This is a genomic window from Hyphomicrobium sp. ghe19, from assembly GCF_902712875.1.
Lineage (GTDB): Bacteria > Pseudomonadota > Alphaproteobacteria > Rhizobiales > Hyphomicrobiaceae > Hyphomicrobium_B.
Window position 1 is genome coordinate 953323 of record NZ_LR743509.1, and the last position, 23530, is coordinate 976852.

The 23530-nt window shown below is 61.1% G+C and carries 22 protein-coding genes; 11 read left to right on the plus strand and 11 right to left on the minus strand.

Features of this window, described 5'->3' with window-relative positions; genetic code table 11:
• Position 1: 1 nt before the first annotated feature.
• Genes AACL53_RS04485 through AACL53_RS04495 form a run of 3 tightly spaced genes read right to left on the minus strand, consistent with a single transcriptional unit; the run spans position 2 to position 4981 of the window.
• A complete protein-coding gene (locus tag AACL53_RS04485; RefSeq protein ID WP_339082912.1) occupies positions 2-2980 on the minus strand; it encodes a DUF4159 domain-containing protein in 2979 nt (992 codons plus the stop codon).
• Complete coding sequence (locus tag AACL53_RS04490; protein WP_339082914.1) at positions 2977-3975, minus strand: DUF58 domain-containing protein; 999 nt, start codon at positions 3973-3975, stop codon at positions 2977-2979. Before AACL53_RS04490 ends, AACL53_RS04485 begins: the two co-directional genes overlap by 4 nt.
• A gap of 7 nt (positions 3976-3982) precedes the next feature.
• Positions 3983-4981 (minus strand): MoxR family ATPase, encoded by a 999-nt coding sequence (locus AACL53_RS04495; protein WP_339082916.1) that lies wholly within the window; start codon positions 4979-4981, stop codon positions 3983-3985.
• 188 nt (positions 4982-5169) lie between these two features.
• Here AACL53_RS04495 and AACL53_RS04500 point away from each other — a divergent pair, with 188 nt between their 5' ends.
• A complete protein-coding gene (locus AACL53_RS04500; protein WP_339082918.1) occupies positions 5170-5838 on the plus strand; it encodes a DUF1285 domain-containing protein in 669 nt (222 codons plus the stop codon).
• Here the strand turns inward: AACL53_RS04500 and AACL53_RS04505 are convergent.
• Positions 5835-7277, minus strand: coding sequence for a hypothetical protein (locus AACL53_RS04505; protein ID WP_339082920.1), 1443 nt, complete (start codon positions 7275-7277; stop codon positions 5835-5837). The genes AACL53_RS04500 and AACL53_RS04505 overlap by 4 nt on opposite strands.
• Positions 7278-7568: 291 nt before the next feature.
• The gene (locus tag AACL53_RS04510) at positions 7569-7787 is read right to left on the minus strand and encodes a ChaB family protein (RefSeq protein ID WP_339082922.1); all 219 of its coding nucleotides are present in this window, start codon (positions 7785-7787) and stop codon (positions 7569-7571) included.
• Positions 7788-7926: 139 nt separating this feature from the next.
• Here AACL53_RS04510 and AACL53_RS04515 point away from each other — a divergent pair, with 139 nt between their 5' ends.
• The 4 genes from AACL53_RS04515 to AACL53_RS04530 all read left to right on the plus strand — a co-directional run bounded on the left by AACL53_RS04515 (position 7927) and on the right by AACL53_RS04530 (position 11485).
• The gene (locus tag AACL53_RS04515) at positions 7927-8121 is read left to right on the plus strand and encodes a hypothetical protein (protein WP_339082924.1); all 195 of its coding nucleotides are present in this window, start codon (positions 7927-7929) and stop codon (positions 8119-8121) included.
• A 1162-nt stretch (positions 8122-9283) separates the two neighbouring features.
• Positions 9284-10582, plus strand: a complete 1299-nt coding sequence (locus AACL53_RS04520) for an MFS transporter (RefSeq protein WP_339082926.1) — start codon at positions 9284-9286, stop codon at positions 10580-10582.
• A 165-nt stretch (positions 10583-10747) separates the two neighbouring features.
• The gene (locus tag AACL53_RS04525) at positions 10748-11125 is read left to right on the plus strand and encodes a hypothetical protein (RefSeq protein ID WP_339082928.1); all 378 of its coding nucleotides are present in this window, start codon (positions 10748-10750) and stop codon (positions 11123-11125) included.
• 48 nt (positions 11126-11173) lie between these two features.
• Positions 11174-11485 carry a phosphate starvation-inducible protein PsiF gene (locus tag AACL53_RS04530; protein WP_339082930.1) on the plus strand — a complete coding sequence of 104 codons (312 nt, stop codon included), beginning with the start codon at positions 11174-11176 and terminating at the stop codon, positions 11483-11485.
• Positions 11486-11545: 60 nt separating this feature from the next.
• Here AACL53_RS04530 and AACL53_RS04535 read toward each other — a convergent pair whose 3' ends face one another.
• The 4 genes from AACL53_RS04535 to AACL53_RS04550 form a co-directional block, all read right to left on the minus strand.
• Positions 11546-13186 (minus strand): arylsulfatase, encoded by a 1641-nt coding sequence (locus tag AACL53_RS04535; protein WP_339082932.1) that lies wholly within the window; start codon positions 13184-13186, stop codon positions 11546-11548.
• Between the two features lie 475 nt (positions 13187-13661).
• Positions 13662-14075, minus strand: a complete 414-nt coding sequence (gene arsC / locus AACL53_RS04540; RefSeq protein WP_339086879.1) for an arsenate reductase (glutaredoxin) — start codon at positions 14073-14075, stop codon at positions 13662-13664.
• A 44-nt stretch (positions 14076-14119) separates the two neighbouring features.
• The gene (locus tag AACL53_RS04545) at positions 14120-14497 is read right to left on the minus strand and encodes a DUF930 domain-containing protein (RefSeq protein WP_339082934.1); all 378 of its coding nucleotides are present in this window, start codon (positions 14495-14497) and stop codon (positions 14120-14122) included.
• Between the two features lie 204 nt (positions 14498-14701).
• Positions 14702-15085 (minus strand): TIGR02300 family protein, encoded by a 384-nt coding sequence (locus AACL53_RS04550; RefSeq protein ID WP_339082936.1) that lies wholly within the window; start codon positions 15083-15085, stop codon positions 14702-14704.
• Between the two features lie 576 nt (positions 15086-15661).
• Between AACL53_RS04550 and AACL53_RS04555 the strand changes: the two genes are divergently transcribed.
• Positions 15662-16633, plus strand: coding sequence for a DUF4118 domain-containing protein (locus AACL53_RS04555; RefSeq protein ID WP_339082938.1), 972 nt, complete (start codon positions 15662-15664; stop codon positions 16631-16633).
• A 308-nt stretch (positions 16634-16941) separates the two neighbouring features.
• Here AACL53_RS04555 and AACL53_RS04560 read toward each other — a convergent pair whose 3' ends face one another.
• Positions 16942-17214, minus strand: a complete 273-nt coding sequence (locus AACL53_RS04560) for an usg protein (RefSeq protein WP_339086881.1) — start codon at positions 17212-17214, stop codon at positions 16942-16944.
• A 238-nt stretch (positions 17215-17452) separates the two neighbouring features.
• On the opposite strand from AACL53_RS04560, the gene AACL53_RS04565 reads away from it, so the two are divergent.
• The 5 genes from AACL53_RS04565 to AACL53_RS04585 all read left to right on the plus strand — a co-directional run bounded on the left by AACL53_RS04565 (position 17453) and on the right by AACL53_RS04585 (position 22837).
• On the plus strand, positions 17453-18091 hold the full coding sequence (locus AACL53_RS04565) for a MarC family protein (protein ID WP_339082940.1): 639 nt from the start codon (positions 17453-17455) through the stop codon (positions 18089-18091).
• 196 nt (positions 18092-18287) lie between these two features.
• Positions 18288-18710 carry an adhesin gene (locus AACL53_RS04570; protein ID WP_339082942.1) on the plus strand — a complete coding sequence of 141 codons (423 nt, stop codon included), beginning with the start codon at positions 18288-18290 and terminating at the stop codon, positions 18708-18710.
• A 72-nt stretch (positions 18711-18782) separates the two neighbouring features.
• Entirely contained in the window at positions 18783-19322 is a 540-nt protein-coding gene (locus AACL53_RS04575) for a GNAT family N-acetyltransferase (protein WP_339082944.1), read from the plus strand.
• A 93-nt stretch (positions 19323-19415) separates the two neighbouring features.
• Complete coding sequence (locus tag AACL53_RS04580; protein ID WP_339082947.1) at positions 19416-20585, plus strand: metallophosphoesterase; 1170 nt, start codon at positions 19416-19418, stop codon at positions 20583-20585.
• The gene (locus tag AACL53_RS04585; RefSeq protein WP_339082949.1) at positions 20582-22837 is read left to right on the plus strand and encodes an ATP-binding protein; all 2256 of its coding nucleotides are present in this window, start codon (positions 20582-20584) and stop codon (positions 22835-22837) included. Before AACL53_RS04580 ends, AACL53_RS04585 begins: the two co-directional genes overlap by 4 nt.
• Before the next feature lie 64 nt (positions 22838-22901).
• Here AACL53_RS04585 and AACL53_RS04590 read toward each other — a convergent pair whose 3' ends face one another.
• Positions 22902-23426 carry a polymer-forming cytoskeletal protein gene (locus AACL53_RS04590; protein WP_339082950.1) on the minus strand — a complete coding sequence of 175 codons (525 nt, stop codon included), beginning with the start codon at positions 23424-23426 and terminating at the stop codon, positions 22902-22904.
• Positions 23427-23530 lie beyond the last annotated feature (104 nt).

Below are 23530 nucleotides of genomic sequence, written 5' to 3' on the forward strand. Positions count from 1 at the left end.
TCTATTGACCCAGTCTCTCGAGGAGAGCGGGTACGTGAACCTGATCGGCTTTGTAGTTGCCTGTCAGCGCGTGCATGACGATGTTGATGCCGCCCCGGAACGCCATTTCGCGCTGCATCTCGCCGCCGGGCACGACCGGGTACATCGGGCGGCCGCGATCGTCGAGCGCCCAGGCGGCAGCAAGATCGTTCGAAGTGATCATGATGGACGTGACGCCGTCGGAGACGCGTGCCTTATGCGTATCGCCATCGTTGTTCGAAATGGCTTCGACCCAGAGCTGGCCGCCGTCCCAACGTCCCGGGAACGTGCGCAACAGATAGAACGACTTCGTCACGACGTGGTTTTCGGGAACGGGCTCGAGGCGCGGCACGTCGAGCTTGCTCAAGAGCCGCTGCAAGGCTGTGCCTCCGCGGCCAGCAAGCGGCAATGTATTCGCGCCGCCCTGACCGTAGTCCCGCGTATCGAATATGATCAGTCCGCCTTCCTTCATGTAGGCGTCGATCTTGGCGATCGTCGCGTCGGGAAGGGCTTCGGCGGATTCCAGCACGGGCCAATAGAGGATCGGATAGAAGGCGATCTCGTCCTTGGTGATGTCGACGGCGGCAGGCTCACCGGGTTCAACGGCGGTTCGGGTCTGAAGAACGCGGCCGAGCCCCTGCAAGCCGGCGCGGCTCGTTTCATCGGTTTCGCGGTCGCCGCTCGTCACGTAGGCGAGCGTGACCTTGCTCGTTGCATCGATCGCGGCTTTGTCGGCGGCTGTCGGCGCGCGGCGCACGACCTCCGGCCCCGACTGCGGCGGCTGCATCGGTGCGAAATTATCGAGCTGCGGTATGTCCTGGAAATTCGGCTGGATGTCCTGGGCTTTGCCATCGCCTGCGCCTGCGAATGCAAGTACGGCGAATGCAAGCGCAGCAGCACCGGCACCGGCTGCCCTCGAACGTCGCGGACGGCGTGAGAACAGCCCGCGCATGCCGCCTGCCTGCAGCAGCATCACGGCGAGGATGTCGAGGAAGAGAAGCATGAGTGCGGCCGAGAGCAATGCAGGTTTCAGCGCCGTGCTTGCCGCGTTGTCGTAGCTCAATCGCGTGACGCCTGCCGGTAGCGACGGGAAGGGTATGAGCGCACTTTTCGCATTGAGAACATTGAGTGCGCGCGGACTCGCCGACTGGCCATAGTAGCCCGGCGGATGCTCGAAGCTCGGTTTCGCCGATTGCAGTTCCGACGATTTCAGCGGCTCTGCGGTCGGTGGCGGGGACACGAGCGTGCCGAGCCCGTTCAGCGTTTTCAGCGGCGCGAGCGAGCCGCTGTCGTTGCTCAGCTTCGCCGTCGCATCGCTGTTCTCGACCTTCGTGCCGTCGCCTTGTCCGGAAGCCGACGCGCCAACGACTCCCATGGTTGAAAGACGACGAAGCATTTCGACGAACAAGCCGGAGATCGGAAGATTTGACCAATCGGAATTCGCGGTCACGTGGAAGAGCACCAATCGACCCTTGCCGCGTTTCGCCGATGTGACGAGCGGTGTTCCGTCCTTGAGCCGCGCCCAGATCTCGACGTCGGGCGTGAGTTCGGCCGGGTCGGCGAGAACCTGACGGTTGATCGTGACGTCCTTTGGAATTGCGAGACCGGAGAACGGGCTGCTCTCGTCGAACGGCGCGAGCGGCTGCGGCGATGACCACGATAAGGCGCCGCCGAGCGACCGGCCTCCCGAGCGCAGTGCGACGGGAAGGAGATCGTCGCCGGCTTTTTCAAGTCTCGGCCCGGCGAAGCGAACCAGCAGACCGCCGCGATCGACGAAGTCGGCGACCTTTTCTGCGGCTTCGCCCGCGAGCGTGCCGATATCGGCGAGCACGAGCACAGATACGTTCTGCTTGAGAACGGAATCGAGACCCTGGACGAGGTTTGAATCCTTCGTGACGACAACGTCGGCATAGGGCTTCAATGCCTTTTGGACATAGTAGAGCGGCGCCAGCAGCGGCTGCGCCTCTTCGCGGCTTTCGCCCGACAGAAGACCGACGCGGTGCCATTGTGTCATCGCATCGATCAGGCTTACGGCGCCGGCGGAACGTTCACTCGCGATTTCGATGCGGGCGACCTGATTTCGCAATTCGAGCGGCAGTTCGAACGTCGCCTTCGTGGACGTTTCTCCGGATGCGAGCTTGAACGGCGCTTCGCCGAGACGTTCGCCGCGCGCAGAAAAAGCGTTGACGGTGCCCTCGCGCGCGGGGCCTCCGGGCGACAGGACGACGGCTTCGAGCTTGCCCTTCTCGGCAAGGTTCGCGACCAACCCTAAGGCTTCGCGGCCGTTCGTTTCGTCGAGCACGGCGAAGGTGCCGTTGCCCGACAGGTTTTGGAGTTTCTTCGCAACGTCGCCGACCTCGGATTTGTGGTCGATGCCGTCGTGCAGCCACACGATGCTGGGGTTCTTGACGCCCGCTTCCGACAGCGCCGATTGCAAGGCTGTGAATGCAGCTTCGCGATCGGGATCGAAGGGCTCGGGCGCGAGTGCGGCTGCCGTGCTGCGGGCTTCGCCCGGCGGCTCGATCTTGACGCTGTGGAGTTTGCTCGTCGCGGCGGTCGGCACGATGACGACGGGGCGTCCGCCGCTTTCGGCTTCGCCGATGATGCGCTCGAGCATGTTCGCGCGTTCCGGCCAGCGTGACGCTGCCGCCCAGCCGTTATCGACGAACGCGACGACGGGGCCGGTACCGGCGAGGTTCGATCCCTTCGACGGATTGAGAATGGGTTCGGCGAGCGCGAGGATGACGAGCGTTGCGGCGATGAGGCGAATGAGCGTCAGCCACCACGGTGTTTTCTCGGCGGTCTTCTCGTCGTTCTCGAGGCCGACGAGAATGCGCGTCGGCGGGAATTCGACTTGCGTCGGGCGCGGCGGCACGGCGCGCAGAAGCCAATAGATAACCGGCAGCGTAACGAGGGCCGCAAGCAGCCATGGATTGAGGAATGCGAGCGGGCCGAGGCTCATCGAGCGCGCTCCTTGGTTTGGGTCGACACGGCATCGGAGCTCGACGACATCCAGCGATAGCCCGTCGCCGAGCCGTTGAGCCGCATCAGCAGCGACAGCAAGGGTTCGGAAGCCGGACGGTCGGTGTGATGCGTGAGGAGCGACCAGCCGAACCGCTTCGCCATTTCAGCAAGCTCGGCGCGATGGGCTGCGAAGCGCTCCTGATACTTCGGACGCAGCGCTTCGACGCGATCGGCGACCCAGCGTTGGTTGCCCGAGGGCGTCGTGAATTCCGTGCGGCCATGATAGGGCAGCGTTTCTTCTGCAGGATCGATGATCTGGACGAGATGGCCACCGACGCCGTTACCGGCGTAGCCTTCGAGGCGTTCGCGGATTGCGTGCACGGGGGCGAGAAAATCGCTGAAAAGAATGAGGCCGGAAAAGCGATTGAGACCGGCATTCGGCGGCAGACTCTTCTGCGTCAGATCCGACTTGGCATTGACGATGATCGTCTCGGCGATGCGCGTCACGGCGTTGCGGTTCGCGGTCGGCAGCGTCTGCGCGAGCAGGGCGACGCGTTCGCCGCCGCGCACCAACAGCTCGGCCGAGGCGAGCGCAAGTACCAACGCGCGGTCGCGCTTCGTCACGTTCGACAGATGGCTTTTGAAATCCATCGACGGCGAGATATCGGGCCAGAGATAGAGCGTGTGCGCCGCTTCCCATTCGCGTTCGCGGACGTAGAGATGATCGGAACTCGCGGAGCGCCGCCAATCGACGAGGTTCGCATTCTCGCCCGACTGATATTGCCGGAACTGCCAGAACGTTTCGCCGGGACCTGCGCGCCTGCGCCCGTGAATGCCTTGCGCGACCGTCGAGGCGATGCGCGCCGCTTCCATCAGCAACTCGGGCATGCGATCGACGAGCGATATGGCTTCGCGCTCAAGCCCGAGAACGCGCCGGCTTTCCGCGGTTGGGCCTTCGCTTCCGCCGCTTGTCCGCCCTAGTGGGCTCGCCATGCGTGCACTACTCCACGGCCGCTGCGAGACGCGCGATGATATGTGTGAGGTCTTCGCCTTCGGCGCGGGCGGCGAACGTCAACGCCATGCGGTGCTTCAGGATCGGCTCGGCGAGCGCGATGACGTCATCGACGGATGGCGCGAGGCGGCCATCGATGAGCGCTTTCGCGCGCACGGCGAGCATCAGCGCCTGGCTGGCGCGGGGTCCCGGACCCCAGGCGACGAAGCGGTCGGTGTCGCTGTTGGCGCCGGTGCCCGGACGGGCGGAGCGCACGAGCTTCAGGATGGCTTCGACGACCTTGTCCGGCACAGGGATCTGGCGGACGAGGCGCTGCGTCGCCATCAGCTCCTGCGCGGAGATGACGGCTTCGAGCTTCGGCGTTTCGGTGCCGGTCGTCGCGTAGAGCATGCGGCGCTCGGCGGCGAGATCGGGATAGGAGACGTCGACCTGCAGCAGGAACCGGTCGAGCTGCGCTTCGGGAAGCGGATACGTGCCTTCCTGTTCGAGCGGGTTCTGCGTCGCGAGCACATGGAACGGCGCGGGCGTATCGTGGCGCTGGCCGGCGACGGTGACGTGATGCTCCTGCATCGCCTGCAGCAGCGCCGACTGCGTCTTCGGCGATGCGCGGTTGATTTCGTCCGCCATCAGCAGCTGCGTGAAGATCGGGCCCTTGATGAAGCGGAACGAGCGGCCGCGGCCGGGCTCGTCCTCCAGCACTTCAGAGCCAATAATGTCCGACGGCATCAAGTCGGGCGTAAACTGAATGCGCTTGGCGTCGAGCCCCAGCACCTTGCCGAGCGTTTCGACGAGCAGCGTTTTCGCGAGGCCCGGAACACCGATGAGCAGCGCGTGTCCGCCCGAGAGGATCGTGATGAGCGTGCGCTCGATCACCTGATCCTGTCCGAAAATGACGGATGCGGCCGCCTTGTGCGCGCGCTGCACGCGTTCGGCAGCGGCTTCGAGCCGCGGCACGATATCGGTGTGAGTTTCGACGACAGTGCTCATAAGGGAGGCCTCGCGCGGCAGCTTCTTTTCATTCTTGGTGGCAAAAACGCCTTGGGAAACAACGGCCGAGGACGGGCGTTCCCGGCGGTGGCGTGAACGTAGACGATCCTGCCCGGCCCTCATAGGGTCAAGTGAACGTTACGTTAGGATGGTGCACTCTTTGAGGCCCGCGATTGCGCGGAATGTAAATGGCGAATGAAAAATCGGAAGTTAGCCGCCTGAACGTCGAGTCTAATGCACATCCGTCGCAGCCGTCGGCGGGCCTCGAAGCGCTGCTGCGGGCCGCTTCAGAGGGCGCGACTCCAGGCGGGGGGCCGGGCGGCGAGAAGACCCTCAGACCTGTGGAAAAGTGGAACCCGCCGTACTGCGGCGACATCGGCATGAAGATCCGCCGTGACGGCACCTGGATGTATCAGGGCAGCCCGATCGGACGCATCGCGCTCGTGAAGCTCTTCGCCTCGATCCTCCGGAAGGACGACGACGGGCGGACCTATCTCGTGACGCCCGCCGAGAAGGTCGACGTCGAGGTAGAGGACGCGCCGTTCCTCGCCGTCGAAATGGCGGTGGAAGGCGCGGGCCGCGCGCGGACGATTACGCTCCGCACGAACGTCAACGATGTTGTGACGGTTGATGCGGAGCATCCGTTGCGGTTCGAGAAGACCGAGCCCGACGGCGGACTGAAGCCGTACGTGCTCGTGCGCGGAAGGCTGGAGGCGCTTTGTACGCGTGCTGTTTATGCGGAGCTGGTGGAGTTGGCGGAGGCGGGTGAGGGTGGTGGGGAAGAGGTAGGGGTGTGGAGTGGGGGATGTGGTGGGGGATGGGGTGAGTGGCAGAAGTTGTGGAATCTGCTTTGCTAACTAGTCGCGTCGGATGGTGGAGAGTTTTTGACAAGCCAAGTCCCCAGGGATTTCGCCTCGTGCCATGGCAATTGAAAGGTTATCCATCCGAACCCTGGATGACGGAAGCGAAGCGAGATTCCATTTAACGTCGGATGGATTGGCAGCTCAGCTCGCCAAGACGGATCAACGGCAATTAGTTCGCGTGTTAATGAGCCAGTAGCGCCAATACTAGCCGGCTGGGCGGCGACAGGCTCCCGCATGCGCCATCGATTTTCTCCTAGTACACCGAGCACCGTTTCCAGTTCACCCGCGGACAGCTCGGCGACAGTTGTTGGCTCTCCATTCGCGAGGAGGGTAAGATTCAACGCCAATTTATCATTCGATAATGTAGCTTTCACCCTATTTGATGAGAGGAGACCTGTAGTCAAGTCAGGGTCGGCGGCAGGTGAAAAGTCAACGGCCGCTTGCGTTCGAAATGGCTCGTACACGTTGAGTACCGAAATTGAGAAGGCTCGTCCATCATGTGCAATTGCTACGCTCGGCGTGCCATTCTCGTCTCGAAGCACTGTTATACTTTTGGGTGGGCCGTGTGGTTGGTCACCGAAAAGGATTTCGATCTTCCGCTCGATCTTTTCGGAAGCAGCTTTGATAAAATCGGAGGGCTTTCCATCGAATTTAAAAACATCGTAATTCTCTGCATTTCTCACGAATACCAGGCCACCTGGCAGCTGAAGCCAATAAATTATAACTCCAGCACTAATTCCTAATTCGGTAACTGATAGACCGAAGCCGCCTTCTTCGGCCGTTCCATGTGGCACCAAGGAGCCAGGCAGAATTTTGTCGAATATTGGATCAGAGACCGCGAATCCATAACCGCAGAGGAAGCTACCCTCGCTTGTAAGAAAGTAAGGCGTGACCCATCCACCTACGTCTCTTTGGCCACGTTCTGCAAAAAGCCGAAGCATGGATGTAATTGCTAACGTCAATCCCGACGGAAGAGGCTCACTCGATCTCGATCCTGGGAGAAATGTTTTGAGTGCTTTGGGTGTTGGGTCCAATTCAGTCGCGTGCCGAATGGACTGAAATTGCTCAAATGCGTCCTTTACTCCGAGGTAAAGTGTCTGCACCCGTTGGACTTCGCCATCGCCAATTTTTAGCAGGTGGGGGCCTTCGGTGTTCTTGTACGCATATGCGAAACTCGTGTTGGGTGCCTGGGATTGTCCATCTACTAAAAACTTAATTCTTTGATCGTCATCCGAAAGGGCTGCCGCAGCATTGGTTAAGCTTTGGCCATAATGGATATCTCCGGCGAAGCCAATCAGGGCACGTGAGTCACTCGAGGGCACTACTTTCAGTGCGAATTCTCTGTGCCGTTCTTCTGTTCCAACACCAGAAACTGCGGCGTCTGCTGCCATCCAAACATTAGTCTTTTCGATGGCTGCCACGAGCAGGGTCATGATTTCATCCGTAAAAAAGAACTCAATATTTAAGGATATAGCTTCTTGTGAAGATTTTCCAAAAAATCTTATCCCGATTCGTTATCCTTGAACGCGTGAGCGGAGCGGCGCGCGGTCGGGGATCCAGCGTTAGAACCGTCGGAGGCTCGATGATGCGTCTTCGACGAGTCTCACGCTGGATCCCCGACCTTCGACGCGGTTGCACCGCGCTCGGTCGAGGATGACGGAAAGGGCGGCGTGGTGGGTTCGGCGATTGCTCGCTTAACCTTCCGCGAAATTCGTACGCGCGACTTAGCCCAGCACACCGCGCTCAACCCATTCTCCGCCTTCCTTGACGTAAAAACGCTCAACCGCGGCCCAGGCGATATTGTGCGCGTCTGCTTCCTCGACCGGATTATCGGCGCGATTTTCGTAAGCGTTGTTGAAGGCAGCCCGGTAGATATCTTGCGCACGCGGAGGAAGGTTGCTCTGAACGGAAGGGGGAAGGTCTGCGTTAGAGAGATATGGCATACGGCACCTCGTGTATGTTGCTCCAGCGGATGACAAAACCGCGGATGCTAGACAGCTGGACACACAAGCATCGTACATCGATGTTGCGGCAGTGGCCCACTTAGTGACCGCTTCCATTTTCAGGAGTAGGGTTGGGTCGATGCAAAAATACGATCTCTACATAAACGAAAAGAAGCCCGGCATAGGCCTCTATGTGCCGAACGGTTCTGGTCTTCCTGATTTTGCCGACCCCAAGGAGTGGATCTTTGATGGGACTGCAGAACAAACCCTTTTACCGTCCAATGTCGTAAAAAGTGTCGAAGCGAACGGCCATGCGTTTCGCAATATGGACTAAGCTTCGCGATGGTGGGAGACCGTCCTGCGCCTTGGGAAGCGCCCTTCCCTTGCGCCCCCCCCCTTTTCTACGGCTGTCGGCAGGGGCCTTAGCTGCGAAATCCCAGCGAAACTTAAGCGCAACGCCAGAGCGCTGATCATCGGCCAGGGTATCTATAGCAGTGTCCGGTTACGCTTAAACTTATCGCTCTGTGCGCTGGCGACTTGCCACCGCGAGCCGGCCGCCAGCGTAGTGAGCCGCGCTCGGTCGAGGATGACGGACGCGTGGAGCAGGCAACCGCTATGCGTATGTGCTGCTCGTTGTCGTGGATCCTGGCCTTCGCCGGGATGACGGTGTGGAAGCAGTGCCGCCTTAACTGCGTTTCGATATGACGGGGCAAAAAAACTTATCCCCGCGCTCTTCCGCGCTCGCATACTCTCCGCATCTTTCCACGCTGACAAAGGGCATGAGCTCGTGCCGCGAGACGTGTGTGGTGAAGAGCATGCGGGGTCGCGCGGAGAAATCGGTATGCCGCGGGTTCACTGCCTGCCGCGCGCGGGCCTCTCAGGAGGCGGCGCGGTGAAACGCCGCTCGAAAGGAGATGCGGGGGCGGATGGCGGGTTCGACGGCTCAGGGATCGCTTCACAGCGGTCCGCACTCATACGAGAGGCGCCGGACGCAAGGGCCGGAGCCGAGGCGGAGAGTTGGCATGCACGGGGCGGCGATGGTCCGCATCCCTAAACCATTTGCAAAGAGCGAGGCCGTGCCGCCCCGTCCCTTTGTGTTTTTGTTTGCGATCGGCGACTCCCCTCCGGGGAGCCGGCCGCCGATCGCGTTTGTTGTTTCTCTGTTCGAGATCCGCGAGCCGGGCGGTTGCGTTGATCACTGGCGCACCTGCATGCTCATCGCGGCTCTTCCGCGCTCGGTCGAGGATGACGGGAGGTCGCGCGCCTGTTCGATGATGTCGGGAGAGTGTCGGCGTTCAGCGGTTTTGAATGGAGGCGTCGCGCACGCGCTCCGGAATGATGGCGGCGCGGTGTCTGCATCGGCGATTGAGTGCTTAGCCTTGCGTGAAATTACGCGCGCGAACTTATCCGCGCTCTTTCCGCGCACAGATTAGCGGGAGGCAACATTTTGCGGCCTCATGGCGTTGCAGGCTCTGGCTCAAACGTCAGTGGTCCGCATGACTTCACAAGGCGCTTTTTCTCCGGTCCGGGCATCTTCAAGACTGTGGCCGTTGCTGAGCCTCAATTTCTTCATGGCCGATTTTCAGGCCGGGATTGGGCCGTTCCTCGGTGTGTATCTGCTCGCCCATGGCTGGCAGAGCGGGCTGGTCGGTACGGTCATGACGATCGGCGGCGTTGCGGGAATGTTGATGGGTGTTCCTGCGGGCGCCCTCATCGATCAGACGCGCCGCAAGCGGTTTTGGGTGATCGTCGCGGGCGTGTGTACGATCGCCGCGTCAGCGATCATCCTGCTGTCGCAAGAGTTCTGGCTCGTCGCCGGATCGCAGATCGCAACGGGTGCTTCGGGCGCCGTGATCATTCCTGCGGTGACCGGCATCACGCTCGGCATGGTCCATCAGAAAGGCTTCGTGCGGCAGAACGGCCTCAATCAGGCGTTCAATCACGCGGGCAACATGGTCGGAGCTGGGCTCTCGGGGTTGCTCGGGTGGAAGTTTGGATTTCCAGCGGTCTTTGCGCTTGCGGCCGTGTTCGGCGCGTTTTCCATCGCATCCGTGCTGATGATCCCGCCAAAGGCAATCGATCATGCAGCCGCGCGCGGCTTAAAGGAGGATGATGCAGACGCCAAAGCCAGCGGCTTCCGAGTTCTCGTAGAAAGCAAACCGCTGCTGGTCTTGGCGGTGGCGCTCGCCGCTTTTCACCTCGGCAACGCGGCCATGCTGCCACTTTACGGCATGGCGGTTGTTTCGAATGCGCAGAGCAATGGACCCTGGTTCGTCGCCCTGACGGTCGTCGTTGCGCAAGGGACGATGATCATAGCGTCGCTGATTGCGATGCGGATGGCGGAGCGAGAGGGTTACTGGCTCGTTCTTTTCATCTCGTTCATCGCGCTGCCGATCCGTGGATTGATCGCCTCGCAGCTTATGGTGCCGTGGGGCGTTTATCCGGTGCAGTTGCTCGATGGCGTTGGAGCCGGTCTCCAGAGCGTGGCCGTTCCGGGACTGGTCGCGCGCATTCTAAACGGAACGGGACGCATCAATGCCGGCCAAGGGGCTATTGCAACAATGCAAGGGCTCGGAGCGGCGTTGAGTCCGGCACTCGGCGGATGGATCGCGCAACTTTTCGGATACGGGGTCGCCTTCGTGGTGCTCGGCTGTTTTGCAATCATTTCAATAGCGGTCTGGCTTGGCTTCAGAGGATTGTTGAAGGCGGGTTGCTCGGGCTCTTGGCTTGAAAACGCGTCGCTTGCCGCAGCGCAGGAGGTGCGCGGCGTCGAGCCGAAGGACGCAAAACGATGACCGGATCCTGAATGGTTTGTGAACTGGCTATTCCGAAACGGTTCAACCGGACGCGCGCAATGTGCGCTGCGTCGGGTGGCATCGCGTTTCAATAATCCGGAAAAGCAAAAGCTCGAGTACGCCGCTGAGGTAACGCATTCAACGCATCTCCATGGAGAGAGTGTCGTGAATAGGATTTTCCCCGCTATCGCTGTCGCCGCCGGTATCACCGCAACGGCGATGTCTACGGCTTACGCTTATGAGTACAATTCCCACATCCGCACAGATTGGAACGATGTTCGCCAGGATCGCGCCGCAATCGCGCGCGATGAGCGCCATATCGATGAAGAACGTCAACAGCTCAGCGATGCGCGCCGCCATGCGCGTTGGGCGTGGTTGCACGGCGAAATCTGGGCCGCTCATGAGGCTAGCGACAATGCCCGTGAAGAGGCCGTCGAGCTTCGAGGGGCGGAGCAAAAGTTCAATCGAGACGTGACGGACATTCGTCACGACCGCGAAGACCTCAGTGAAGACTACCGCTCGCGGCAAGGGTGGTGGAATTGACGAGCCGTGCAACGTAAATGATCTGAAAAGAGCTAAAGGAATTACGAGATGAAATCTTTGACGATAATGCTGGCGGCCGTTGCGATTGCGGCCACATCGAGTGGGGCCTTCGCTGCGGATTCGAAATCCAAGCCGAAGACGCCCGAGTCGATCGAATGCTCGAAGCAGGCCGACGCAAAGGGCTTGCACGGCAAGGAGCGTGTCAAATTTCGCGCTCAGTGCAAAAAAGACTTGAAAGGGAAATCGGCGGCCGGCTCTTCGGCTGCGACGACGCCAGCGGCTGCGGCCGACAAGTCCAGCGGGACACCGGCTCCAGCGAAGGCCGACAATTCAGCGGCGGCCGCCAAGACGCAGAATTAATGGTTCTTGCTTTGCGATCGGCGGCTCCGCTCCGCGGAGCTGCCGATCGCGTTGGCTGCGTCACTGTCCGGTGCCTTTGCTTGCGGCTTCGGCCTGCTCCATCCGCTTCTGCATTTCCGCTTTGACGGCGTCTAGGTTGAAGCTCGCGCCTCGCTGCATCGGCGGGAAGTCGAGGAACGTCTGAAGTTCCTTCTGGACCATCTGCTGGACGAACACGAAGCGCCAGAACTGATACTTGAACCAATCAAAGTATTGCTGTCCGCCTTCTTTCGTCCCGCTCTCCGGCCAGCCTGTGCGTTCGAACGGATCGAGGCGCAGGTTGGTGATGTAGGGGATATCGGGGTGCGTTTTTTGCCCTACCCAACCTTGGGGCTGATCGATGAAGCGGAACTTGTAGTCGTCGATACGCACCGCGCCGACCGTACTTTCGCCGAGATAGAAAATCTCGTGACGCGCGGAGGGTCCCTTGCCGGAGATGCAATCGAGCTGGTTGTAGCCGTCCAGATGGTTCTTGTACGTCCGGTCGCCGATCTGCTTACCCTTCAGCAATTCCTCCGTGATGTTCGGATTGCCGGCGGCGGCGACGAACGTCGGAAACCAGTCGAGGCCGGAAAAAATTCCGTTCTGCACGGAGTCTGCCGGAACATGGCCGGGCCAGCGAGCGATCGCGGGCACGCGGAAGCCGCCTTCGAGAACGGTTCCCTTCGACTGCGCGAACGGCGTTTGACCGCCATCGGGCCACGTGAAAACTTCGGTGCCGTTGTCGGTCGTGAAGACGACGATGGTGTTATCGTCGACGCCCAGGTCCTTTAGCTTCTGCATCACGAGCCCGACGTCGTCGTCGAGCTGCGCCATGCCCGCTTCTTCCTCCGACCAGCCATTCTCGGAATTGCGCATCGCCTCGTATTTGGGAGAGAGATGGGTGACGATGTGCATGCGCGTCGGGTTGAGCCAGACGAAGAACGGCTTGCCGTCCTTTTTGGCTTTATCCATGAAGTTTATCGCAAGGTCGCGGATCTCGTTGTCGACCGTTTCCATGCGCTTGGGATAGAGCGTGCCGGCGTCTTCGATCCGCTGCTTGCCGATCTTGCCCCAACGCGGCATCTCGGTCTGGTCGTCAACGTCGGTCGCCCAGCTGTGGACCATGTTGCGCGGGCCGACGACGTTCAGCAGGTTCTGCGGATAGTTGGGATGGGCGGGATCTTCCATCGCATCGAGATGATACAAGTAGCCGAAGAATTCATCGAAGCCGTGGACGGTGGGGAGGAACTCGTTCCTGTCGCCCAGGTGGTTCTTGCCGAATTGGCCTGTGGCGTAGCCCATCGATTTCAACGCTGTTGCGATAGTGATGGCCTCGGCAGGGAGGCCGATCGCAGCGCCCGCTTGGCCGACCGTCGTCATGCCGGTGCGTATCGGGAGTTCGCCGGTGATGAAATTAGCGCGACCCGCCGTGCAACTCGCCTCGGCATAATAGTCCGTAAACAGCATGCCTTCCTTGGCCATCTTGTCGAGGTTCGGCGTTCGCCCGGCCATCAGTCCCCTGTGGTAAGCGCCGATGTTCCACATGCCTATGTCGTCGCCCATGATGACGACGATGTTGGGATGGGATTGGGCGTGCGCTGGAGAGGCGGAGAGTGCCGGGAGCGCGAGCGCGGATGCTGCAATGAGTGGCAGTATGCTGAGTTTTTGAAAATCGAACATGGAATAACTCCTGTTCAGTCGAACCATTCCGGCGGGAAAAATGGGCCCGCCTTCCGTCCGGTGAGAAGGACGCTATTGAAATATCGGCGGTACAACGCTGCTCCAGTCTCCCGGAATACAACGTCGCCATGTCGATCCAATCGGGTCCGTCCAATTGACTCGAATACGGTGAAGCTCGGCTCGAAGAGCACGGACGCCAAATGCTTATGACGTTGAAACGGAGTGCGCGCGCGGGTTCGATTCAATTCAAATTAATCAACCGTTGCGACCGCAGATCAAACTGTACCGAGCAATGCCGCAGCCGCGTTCGTCGCATCTCTGGGCCGACAGAAGCGGGTTGAACTTTGGCGCGGAAGGAGAGGGGAGATTGCGCGTTCGAGGATGAGGGAAGGTCGCGCGCAGGCCAGTATGAAAATCGAGCGCGCTGCTCGAGCGACCGTTGGTGGGCACGCCGCGCACAAGCTCGTAATGTGGGTTATTTCTTTTCGCGCGCTGGGATGATTTCGCCGTCTTCCTTTGTGAATGCGCCGATGTCAGCGTTGGGAAGGATGTCGAGCACTGTTTCGGATGGCCGGCAAAGGCGGGTGCCGAGCGGCGTTACGACGATCGGGCGATTGATGAGGATCGGGTGCTCCAGCATGATGCCGATCAGCTGATCGTCGGTCCATTTCGGATCGTGGAGGCCAAGCTGCTCGTATGGGGTACCCTTCCGGCGAAGCAGATCACGGGCCGAGATGCCCATCGCGCGGATGAGCGCTCGGAGTTCATCACGGCTGGGCGGCGTTTTCAGATACTCAATGACGCGCGGTTCCGCGCCGCTTTGGCGAATGATCGCAAGCGTGTTGCGCGACGTTCCACAACTGGGGTTGTGATAGATCGTGATGGACAGATTTCACTCCACAATCGCCGCTATGCGCCGTCGCTTGGGGAAGGTCACTTCCAAAGGCCGAGGTCTTCCCATTCGCTTTCGGGAATTTCGGGACCGACTTCATAGGTGAACGACGTCGCCTTCATTTGCTCATTCGTGACGGCGCACGTGAACTTCAGCTGATACCAATGATTGTTGGCGCGGACGGCGCCGCCGTTCGCGACGACCGTCGTGCCGTCGAATTTTGCACGCGAGAGGATGCTCGTTTTCACGCGATCGACGTGCCGCAACTTCTTCGAGCGCTTGATATCGTCGATGCCCTTCAGGATGCAGGCCTGATGCGCGCGCTCCTCCGGATCGAGCTTGAGCAGGGATTGGTCAATCGACGCGGCGCTTGCGGGAGAGATCAGTCCAATCAAAATCAGAAAAAGCCAGCGCTGCATTCGTCCTCCGGTGGTGCCTGGAACTGCCTCCAACTTTTCGGCAAAAAATCTGCCGAGACGAAGGCGCAATTCCTCGGGCCCCTTATGCCCAGAGAGCGTACGGAGCGTCACGTTCTTTTTTGTTTTGCCGGGGTTGCCCGATTTGCGAGTGGAGAGGTCCTTCGGCGATCCGGTGTGGCATCGCCGAAGGACGAATGTGAGCGCTTAGGTTTCGTCGCTGGTGAGGGCCGGGTCGATGACGTCGTCGGTCGTCGGCTCGGTGTCGTCGTCTTCGATGAGGATGTTCGCCGCGTCGGCACTGTCATCCTCGGTTTCCTCGACGTCGATGTCGGTTTCGACGCCAGCTTCTGCTTCCTCAGCCTCCGGAGCGGCTTGGGTCAGCTTATAGACCTTGCCGCGGGTGCGCTTGCCGACTTCCATTTCGAAGGTGTGGCGGGCGCTGGCGGCCATCGGCTCGAAAGTGACGCCGCAATAGGGGCAATCCGTTGGCGAGCGGTTGAGATCATAAAAGCGTTCGCCGCATTCGTCGTTGCTGCACGTGTGTTTTGTGCCGCGTGCCGCATGCATCTGAGCTGCGCTGGTGGACATTTGTCGGATCCTCGCTGGGGTTGGTTGGTGCTTTTCGAGCACCCGCAAAGCGAGATGCACACCGTGTTGAAATTGGTCGTCCGGTTACTCGAGTATTTTCGGATAAGTCATCGTGAACGCCGGCTGCTGGACAGCGTGTTGCTCCAGATCGTGCGGCGAATATGCGTCTCTATCGGTTAAGCCGCGATGTCTGCTTGCGACTTCTGCGCTGCCGGCCTCGGTGGGCGTCAGCTCCAATTATGCCGGCGGTGCCTCGGGCTGTTCTTGGCGAGGCCGATTGAACTGCCGAATAGTGTGTCGCGACCCTACTCGAAGTGCGCCAATAAAGCAACTTCACGCCCACTCAGGATCGAGGAAGGCGGCTTGAGGGCTGTTTCCAGCGGAAGGGTCGCCAACCGCGAGCGGAGGCTGATGCGGCCAACGCCAGGGAGGGCCGCGATCTTGGGGTAATGTTAGCCAAGGTGGCGAAACTTCTGGGTTATCGATGTCTTTTGAACAATTCTTGCCGAGGCGCGTTTTGTGCCCATGCAAGGATGGATTTCGACAGTTCACCGGACCGCCCATGCTTCGCGGAGGATGCCGGTTGCAGTTCGCTATGTAGCGACCGTGGTACTCGTCGCCTTGACCGTCTGGTTGCAGATGACGTTCGGCGAAGAGGCGGGCGATCGCTATCCGTTCCTGGCGTTCATCCCTGTGATTTTTGTCTGCGGCGCGTTGCTTGATCGGGGCAATGGCTTTTTCGCGACGGCGCTCAGCGCTCTGGCGGTTTCGTATTATTTTTTATACCCGCGCCATTCGTTTGCCGTCGTCAACCCTTCAGACCAGGCGGCTGTGGCATTGTTCGTCGTTATTGGATTTGCCATCTCGTCAGTCGTCGAGGCTTTGCATGCCGGTCTGGTGTCACTGGCGATCCAGCATGAAACGGCGAGCGAGGCGGTGCGGGAACGCAATCTGCTGCTCAACGAGCTTTCTCACCGTACGCGGAATGATTTCGCAAACGTCGTGACGCTGCTGAACTTGCAAGCGCGGACGGCGAGCGAAGAAGCGAAGGAGGCGCTGGTGTCCGCGGCCGAGCGCGTACAGACGATTGCTCGGGTGCATCGCCGTTTGGAGCTTCGCGACGATCACGTGGTGGTCGATACGAAATCCTACATCGGCGAATTGTGCGCTGACCTCAGGCTGTCGCGACTCGCGATGCGCCCCATTGCAATCGAGTGCAACGCTGAGAGCCACTCGGTCAGTTTGGAAAAGGCAGTTCCGCTCGGGCTGATTATCAACGAATCCGTCACCAATGCCACCAAGCACGCTTTTCCCGGCCAACGGGACGGCAGCATCGTCGTGGATTTTCGGCGGGCGGGAGAGGTCTATAAGCTCGTTGTCGCAGACAATGGTGCGGGGCAGGGCGACGGGCCGGAATCGGAAAAGTCAGGCATCGGTAACCGTCTTATGGGGATGCTCGCAGCGCAGCTCGGCAGTAAGATCGAAGTCGAACCTCGCTCGCCGGGGACTGCAATCGTCGTCACGATCCCGGTGAAGACCGTGAAATAAAAAAGGCAGCGCATTCGCGCTGCCTCGAGTTTCGGAGTCCTTGGGGATCCCCAGTGAACCTCGAACCTAGACCCAAGCCGGCGGGAAACAGAACTTACGCTTTCGTAAAGTGGCTTGTGGGCAGGTTTGCCCGTTCGCGGCGGTTGATCCCGAAGGGACTGACCTAGCGCATGACACGCGCAGACCGCGGAAGCTTGGCGACGATTGAATTCGTCGGGTTCGCGCGCAACGCCCCGCGGTTCCCCGTTTCCGAACTTAGCGCCGCCGCACTCGAAAAGGCGGTCCGTTTCTAGCGAGAAGTTCGCTTCCTAGTTCAGCTTAAATTCGGTCCCGATCAATCTGAGTTCTGCTGGGTGCACCAGCCTCGAATGCGCGACGGTCACGCGGTAGAGCTGGCCCTCGAGCTTTGCTGTCCAGAAGTCGAGAAAGGATTTGAGCTTTGGAAAGCGCGGCGCGGAGTCGTATTCCTGCCAGATATAGCTTTGGATGAGCGACGGATGATCCGGAAGACGATAAAGGATCTCGGCAGTCGTCAGACTGAACCCAGCGAGCTGGGCTTTAAAACCATTGTCGCAAGACATTTCACGTTCGGTCACTTAGCAATCTCCTTTCAATTAGGTGATTGGGCGCCCTCCCTGAAATGACGATGATCACGCGAGATTCGTTCCATGTCCATATTGATTGTTGGCCAATTCTAATTGTTAGCAGGCGGCCAAATCGAGTGCTTGGATATGTAGCCGGAGCGTTGAGCAAAGCGCTGCGTTGCTGTGCAGCTTTGCGTTTGGGTTCGGTGTCTGTCGGTCGCGGCGTTAGAGGCGCATGACAATGGTTGAGATGGCGCTCAAAAGCTTCCTGACGTTTTTCGTGACGATCGGACCGATCGAAGCGGCGGTGCTGTTTGCGACGCTGACGCCGAAGATGCCTTACGACGTGCGCCGAGGCATCGCCATTCGTGCGACGCTCATCGCATCGTGCATTCTCGCGGTTTTCACGCTGTTCGGCGATCCGATCCTGAGTGAACTCGGCGTATCGCTCGCGGCGTTGCAGGCTGCGGGTGGAATTATCCTGCTGCTGATCGCCCTGGACATGATTTTCGCGAGGCCGGGGGGCGCGATCAAGCTCACGCCGCCCGAAGGCGCGGAGGCTCAGACGAAGGATGATATCGCTGTTTTTCCGCTAGCGACACCGTTGATCGCGGGGCCGGGCGCAATGAGCGCTGGCATTTTGCTGACGGCGAACGCGCATGGCGAGCCGCTCGGCGTTGCGATCGTCACGGCGTCGCTCGCAGCGGTAATGGTGATAACGCTCGTGCTGCTCATTCTCGCGAACGAGCTCAATCACCTGCTCGGCGTCACGGCGCAACGCGTGCTTATCCGGGTGTTTGGCATTTTGCTCGCGGCAATTGCCATGCAGTCTGTTTTCAACGGCATCAGCGCGTCAGGCATTATTCCCCGCTGAGCAATTTTTTGTTTGCGCAGGCGACTCGCATTCCGCAAGCCGGCCGCCTGCGCAGGGCCGCCGCCGCGCGGACCCGGCCTCTCGTGGATCTTCCAAAAGCTGGGCAACTGTTAGGGCGGCATTAACGTCCAGATGTTTCAATCCCGGACAGTCATTGAGGTTTGTCGCGTTTGTGGCGTTGTCGAAGGCGTGTTCCATGTTCGCGTTATCCAGCGGCCGACGGCCGGTTGAAGTCCTGCGCGCGGTCCTATTCCCGCTTCTGGCCGGAGCGGTTGCGATTTCAGCGGCGGGATGCGCCACGGACAATGAAGCGTATTACGCAGGGTCGCCGCCTCCGGCCTATGTCGCGCAAGCGCCAACTGTTCAGATGGAAGCGGACGGTCTGCCTGTGCAGGCGGCTCCGTCGGAGCGTATCCGCGCGATGCCGGACGATCCCACTCAGCCCTATAGCCCCAACTACGGCGGCGCCAATCCGGCAGACCGGCGTTCCGCTCCTGCGACCGTGAGTAGACCGAACGACACGGCATCGACGTCGATGCCGACGCCCGTTGCAATTCCCGCCGATCTGCCTCCGTCGTTTCGCAGGCAACTTGTTGCAGCTGTCGACGCCGCCGGGTAGATGCGTTCGCCAGGGGGATGTTTTTATCGGGGTTGCCCTCGTCCAAACGCCATTGCGTGACAAGCGAGAGCAATGTCCGAATCCGTGACCATCCACCGTTTGCTCGATGCCGGTCCGACGCCTGAAATCGAGCGCGGCATCGACGCCATCTTCTTTGAATCGAGCAATACGAAATCGTTCGAGAGCGAGCCGGTCCGGGCAGCGTTCCGGGAGCGGTGGCTGGGGCGCTATCTGCGGCACGATCCGCAATTCGGGTATCTGGCGCTAAGGCCGTCGGGGGAGGTCGCCGGTTATCTCGTCGGGGCCATCGAGGATCCGGCCCTGGCGCCTCGCTTTGCCGATATCGAGCTGTTCACAACGCTTCGCGAGCAGACGAAGAAATTCCCTGCGCACCTGCATGTGAACATCGCGCCGGATTTTCGAAATCGCGGCATCGGCGGGCAGTTGGTGGATCGCTTCGTCGCTGACGCCAAGGTTCACGGCTCGCCGGGCGTGCACGTCGTCACGGGGGCTGGGTCGCCCAATATCAGCTTCTACAACCGGAACGGGTTCGCCGAGATCGCCCGCGCGGGAACGAGCGGGCAGCTGCTCTTCTTGGGCCGCGCGCTCTGACTTGGGCTGCGCGTGCTGGCTTGAGCTGCGCGTGCTGGCAAAGTTATCCACACGCCCAGTCCTCGTCCAGAGATGGCCGCGCCCAGAGATGCCTTGAAGTTGACGGACGAAGCGGCGAAACCTCGCGCCATGACCTTCCGCTTCATCCATTCCTCGGACTGGCACCTCGCAAAGCCGTTTCGCCGTTTTGAGCCGGGGCTCGCGGGCGAACTGGCGGCTGCGCGGCTCGGAATTATCGGACGGCTTGCAAAGATCGCGCGCGAGCGTGGAGCGCGGCATGTTCTCGTTGCGGGTGACGTTTTCGATTCCGAGTTGATTGCGACGCTCGAAATTCGGCGTGCGCTCGCGCAACTCGCCGAGGAAAGCGATGTCACTTGGCAGCTCCTGCCGGGCAATCACGATCCCTTACGCTTGAGCGGCGTGTGGGATCAGGTCTCGCGACTTGGTTTGCCGCCGAACGTTTCGGTGCTTTCCAGTGCAACGCCCCATGCGCTCGCCGGCGATGCGGTGCTGTTGCCGTCGCCGGTAACGTCGAAAGATCCCGGACGCGATGTCACCGAATGGATGGACGCGGCCCAGACGCCGCCGGGTGCCGCGCGCATCGGGCTCGCGCATGGCTCCGTTCGCGGCTTCGGCAGTGACGACGATGCGGCTCTGCGGTTGGCGCCCGATCGTGCGAAAAGGGCCGGGCTTGCGTATCTGGCGCTGGGCGATTGGCATGGCGCGGCGCGCGTTGCCGCGGACACTTGGTATTCGGGGACTCCGGAGCCGGATCAATTTCCCGACAATGAGCCAGGCTTTGCCCTCGTCGTTACGGTCGACGGCGCGCAGCTGGTTGCGGTCGATAAGGTGCCCACAGCGGAGTTCACTTGGCTGAAGTTCGACCGGACCGTTCAATCGTCCGCCGATCTCGGCGCGATCGAGCGTGACGTCCGGAGCGCGGCTCCGACGCTCGGCAAGACCTTGCTTCGGCTTGCTCTTGGCGGTCATCTTTCGCTTGCGGATCGCGCGGCGCTCGATGTGTGGCGGGAAGAATGGTCGGCGCGGCTGCGCCGGTTCGAAATCGACGACAAAGCGCTGACGGTTACGTCCGGCTCGACGGATTTCGAGAGCCTCGGTCTTGCGGGGTCGCTATTGGACGCGGCACGACATCTGGCTCAGGTGAGTTCCGATCCGGCAAATCCGGAGCGAGACGCTGCCGCAACGGCGCTGCTTCGGCTGGCGGGCTTCGCGGCTGAAGGCCGGCGCGAGGCAGGTCCGTGAAGATCCTTGCCCTTCGCGTCGCGGCTTTCAGACGATTTGGCGAGCCGGTTGCCATCGAAACATTCAGCGACGGCGTGAACGTTCTCTGCGGACCCAACGAGATGGGAAAGTCGACGATGTTCCACGCGCTCGAAGCGGCATTTCTCACGCGCCACAAAGTGAGCGGCGGCGCGCTTGAGGCGATGCGGCCGTACGGGGGAGGCGAGCCCCTGGTCGAAGTCGACTTCGAAGCACAGGATCGCCGTTGGCGCATTCGCAAGCAATTCGGACGGGGAGCGAGCGCCCTTTTGAGCGATCTCGATTCCGCGGCGATCATCGCGCGCAACGCCGAGGCCGAAGAGCGCCTTGCTGAGTTGACCGGCAGAAGCAGCGACCTTCCCGGGAGCTTCGGCTTGGTCTGGGTTCGTCAGAAGCAGACGTTATCGCTGCCCGAGCCCGACATTGATTCCGCTGGCAAAGTGAAGGATCGCGGCGAGAGGGCCATTCTCAGGGACGTGATCGGCCGCGAAATCGAAACGGCCGCATTCGACGCGGCTTTCGAGGGTGTGCGCGATCGAACCAAGCGTGCGCTCGATCTGCTGCTGACACCGTCGAGAGCCGGGATCAAGAAGGACGGACCGCTTTACGTCGCGCAGCAGCTTCGCGACGACGCCAAAAAGGAGCGCGACGAGACGCGCGTCATCGCGCAGGCCGCAGAGCAGCGGCTCAACGATATCGTGGAGATGACGAGGCGGCTCGGCGAGCTGGAAGCCGAGGCGCAATCGAACGCATCTGGTGCCGGGACTGTGGCACTAGAGGCGCGGCGTGCGGCGGCCATCGAAACACGGTCTCAGCGGGACCTTGCGCGGGAGGCAATGCGCGCGCGGGAAGCGGAACACGCCACTGCGCTCGGCGCACTGGCGTCGCGCAAGAAATTGGCTGAATCGCTCGATCAGAAGCGCGCCGGCTACGCCACGGCACTCGAACTCAGCCGGCAGATTGCGACGTGGGCATCGGAGATCGAAGCCGATCCGGCGCTTCCGCGCGTGATTGATCGGCTCGGCGTTCTCGAACAGGAACGTGCCGTCGCCGAAGCGGAGCTTTCAGGGCACGCCGCAACGGTCGATATCGCGGTCGAAGAGGGTGGCCGGGGGCGTATCGAAATCGGCGGGTCACCGCTTCAAGAGAGCCGCAGTTTCGCGGTCGTCGAGCCGCTCGAAATTCGCATTCCGGGGATCGCCGCGATTTCGATTTCGACGGCGCAGGCTGCACGCGGCGCGGAGCTTCGCGCGAAGAGCGAAGCGGCGACGCGGGAAATCGAGGACGTGCTGAGGCGCATCGGCGTTGCGACAGCCGAACAAGCGCGCGAACGGGCTGGGGCACGCACGAAGAAGCAGGCGGATCTCGGCGCGGTCCGCGCTCGGTTCTCCGATCTCGCGCCACGCGGGGTGGAAGTGCTCGCGAGCGACATAAGGCAGATCGAGGCGGAGGTGGCGGCTGTAGATCAAGCCTCATCGTCGGAAGCTGACGTCGAACGTCTGAAGTCGGTCGCCATGGACGCTCGTCTCACGTTCAACGCGCTTAGCGCGCAGGCGATGGACGATGACGACTTCCGCAAGCTCGACGGCGCAATCGCTGCGGCCCGAAAGACCGAAGAAAATCGCAGAAACGAGATCGTCCGCCTGCGGGATGGGCTTGCGCACGCAAAGGGCGCGCAGCAGGCGAGCGACGAAAGCGGCCGGGCGGGCGAACTTGCGGCTCGCGAGGGCGAACTCGAGCGCGCCGAAGCCGAGGCGCAGAGACTTCGCCATGAGGCGGAAGCGTTGCGGCTTTTGGAGCGGACGCTCGCCGCTATCGAAGCCCAAGCGAAGGCAGCTTATTCGGCCCCGATCTCACGGCGGCTCAGCCGGCATCTCGAACGGGTGTTCGGGACGTCGGAGCTGACATTCCGCGATGACTTCGCTGTCGACGCCTTACGGCGTGCGGCAGGGGCCGAGAACGTCACCGCGCTTTCCGACGGCACGCGCGAGCAGCTCTCGATCCTGGTGCGCCTGACGTTTGCGGAAATACTCGCCGAAAGCGGGCGGGGCGTGCCTCTCGTGGTCGACGATCCGCTGGCCTATTCGGACGATGCGCGTCTTGCGGCCGTATGCGGGGAGCTTGCAGCCGCCAGCAGCGTTCCGCAGATCATCGTTCTGACGTGTCGCGAGAGAGCTTTCGAAATCCTTCCCGGCCGTCGACTCACAGTTACAAACTGGCGGCCGGAAAGGTGAGTTAAGGCCTTTAGGGGGAAAGGCCTTGGGGGGTTTGAGAGGGTTTAGTCGGTAGTGACGGGTATTAATTCGGAAGTTCGGGCGGCAGCCTTGGCGGCACGACGAAGCCGATAGGCTCGGATTTCGGAGCCGCGATCGTACGCGGGTCTTCCTTGGTGCGGCGCGACTTGCCTTCGAAGAGAGCGCCCTGCTCGATGGACAGCGACTGGTGGAAAATATCGCCTTCGACCTGGCTGGTCGTCTGCAGCATGACGCGCCGTCCGCGTACCGATCCGACGACGTGGCCGCGGACGATAACTTCTTCACCGGAGATGCTGCCGGTGACCGTCGCGTGTTCGCCGACGACGACGTTGCTGCCTTGGATGTCACCCTCGACGATGCCGTCGACTTGGACTTCGCCCTTGCAGATGAGATTGCCGGTTATGGTCAGGTCCGTACCAATCACCGAAACGGATTTGGGTCCTTCGGTCGTGGCAGCGCGGGGTACGGTCAGAAAGGGGCGCGGCTGGAAGGCCGGTGCGGCGCTCGCTTCAGCGGCAGAGGCGGTCGGCTGCGAAACGGCCTCGGTACGGCGAAAATTAGGCAACATATGGTCTTCCCCTCTAACACAACATAAGCAACGACCCGCGCCCGAAGCGGCCTCAACGCATTACATTATTCAAACGTGCGGCGAGCGCGTTTGATTCGGGTAGC

What these genes read in the sequence shown, in the direction of transcription:
- AACL53_RS04560 (WP_339086881.1), bottom strand. Translation starts at nt 17,214, where the DNA reads ATGTCTTGCGACAATGGTTTTAAAGCCCAGCTCGCTGGGTTCAGTCTG.
- AACL53_RS04535 (WP_339082932.1), bottom strand. Translation starts at nt 13,186, where the DNA reads ATGTTCGATTTTCAAAAACTCAGCATACTGCCACTCATTGCAGCATCC.
- AACL53_RS04495 (WP_339082916.1), bottom strand. Translation starts at nt 4,981, where the DNA reads ATGAGCACTGTCGTCGAAACTCACACCGATATCGTGCCGCGGCTCGAA.
- AACL53_RS04485 (WP_339082912.1), bottom strand. Translation starts at nt 2,980, where the DNA reads ATGAGCCTCGGCCCGCTCGCATTCCTCAATCCATGGCTGCTTGCGGCC.
- AACL53_RS04565 (WP_339082940.1), top strand. Translation starts at nt 17,453, where the DNA reads ATGACAATGGTTGAGATGGCGCTCAAAAGCTTCCTGACGTTTTTCGTG.
- AACL53_RS04510 (WP_339082922.1), bottom strand. Translation starts at nt 7,787, where the DNA reads ATGCCATATCTCTCTAACGCAGACCTTCCCCCTTCCGTTCAGAGCAAC.
- AACL53_RS04520 (WP_339082926.1), top strand. Translation starts at nt 9,284, where the DNA reads ATGACTTCACAAGGCGCTTTTTCTCCGGTCCGGGCATCTTCAAGACTG.
- AACL53_RS04550 (WP_339082936.1), bottom strand. Translation starts at nt 15,085, where the DNA reads ATGTCCACCAGCGCAGCTCAGATGCATGCGGCACGCGGCACAAAACAC.
- AACL53_RS04555 (WP_339082938.1), top strand. Translation starts at nt 15,662, where the DNA reads ATGCCGGTTGCAGTTCGCTATGTAGCGACCGTGGTACTCGTCGCCTTG.
- AACL53_RS04505 (WP_339082920.1), bottom strand. Translation starts at nt 7,277, where the DNA reads ATGACCCTGCTCGTGGCAGCCATCGAAAAGACTAATGTTTGGATGGCA.
- AACL53_RS04490 (WP_339082914.1), bottom strand. Translation starts at nt 3,975, where the DNA reads ATGGCGAGCCCACTAGGGCGGACAAGCGGCGGAAGCGAAGGCCCAACC.
- AACL53_RS04570 (WP_339082942.1), top strand. Translation starts at nt 18,288, where the DNA reads ATGTTCGCGTTATCCAGCGGCCGACGGCCGGTTGAAGTCCTGCGCGCG.
- AACL53_RS04515 (WP_339082924.1), top strand. Translation starts at nt 7,927, where the DNA reads ATGCAAAAATACGATCTCTACATAAACGAAAAGAAGCCCGGCATAGGC.
- AACL53_RS04500 (WP_339082918.1), top strand. Translation starts at nt 5,170, where the DNA reads ATGGCGAATGAAAAATCGGAAGTTAGCCGCCTGAACGTCGAGTCTAAT.
- AACL53_RS04590 (WP_339082950.1), bottom strand. Translation starts at nt 23,426, where the DNA reads ATGTTGCCTAATTTTCGCCGTACCGAGGCCGTTTCGCAGCCGACCGCC.
- AACL53_RS04545 (WP_339082934.1), bottom strand. Translation starts at nt 14,497, where the DNA reads ATGCAGCGCTGGCTTTTTCTGATTTTGATTGGACTGATCTCTCCCGCA.
- AACL53_RS04575 (WP_339082944.1), top strand. Translation starts at nt 18,783, where the DNA reads ATGTCCGAATCCGTGACCATCCACCGTTTGCTCGATGCCGGTCCGACG.
- AACL53_RS04530 (WP_339082930.1), top strand. Translation starts at nt 11,174, where the DNA reads ATGAAATCTTTGACGATAATGCTGGCGGCCGTTGCGATTGCGGCCACA.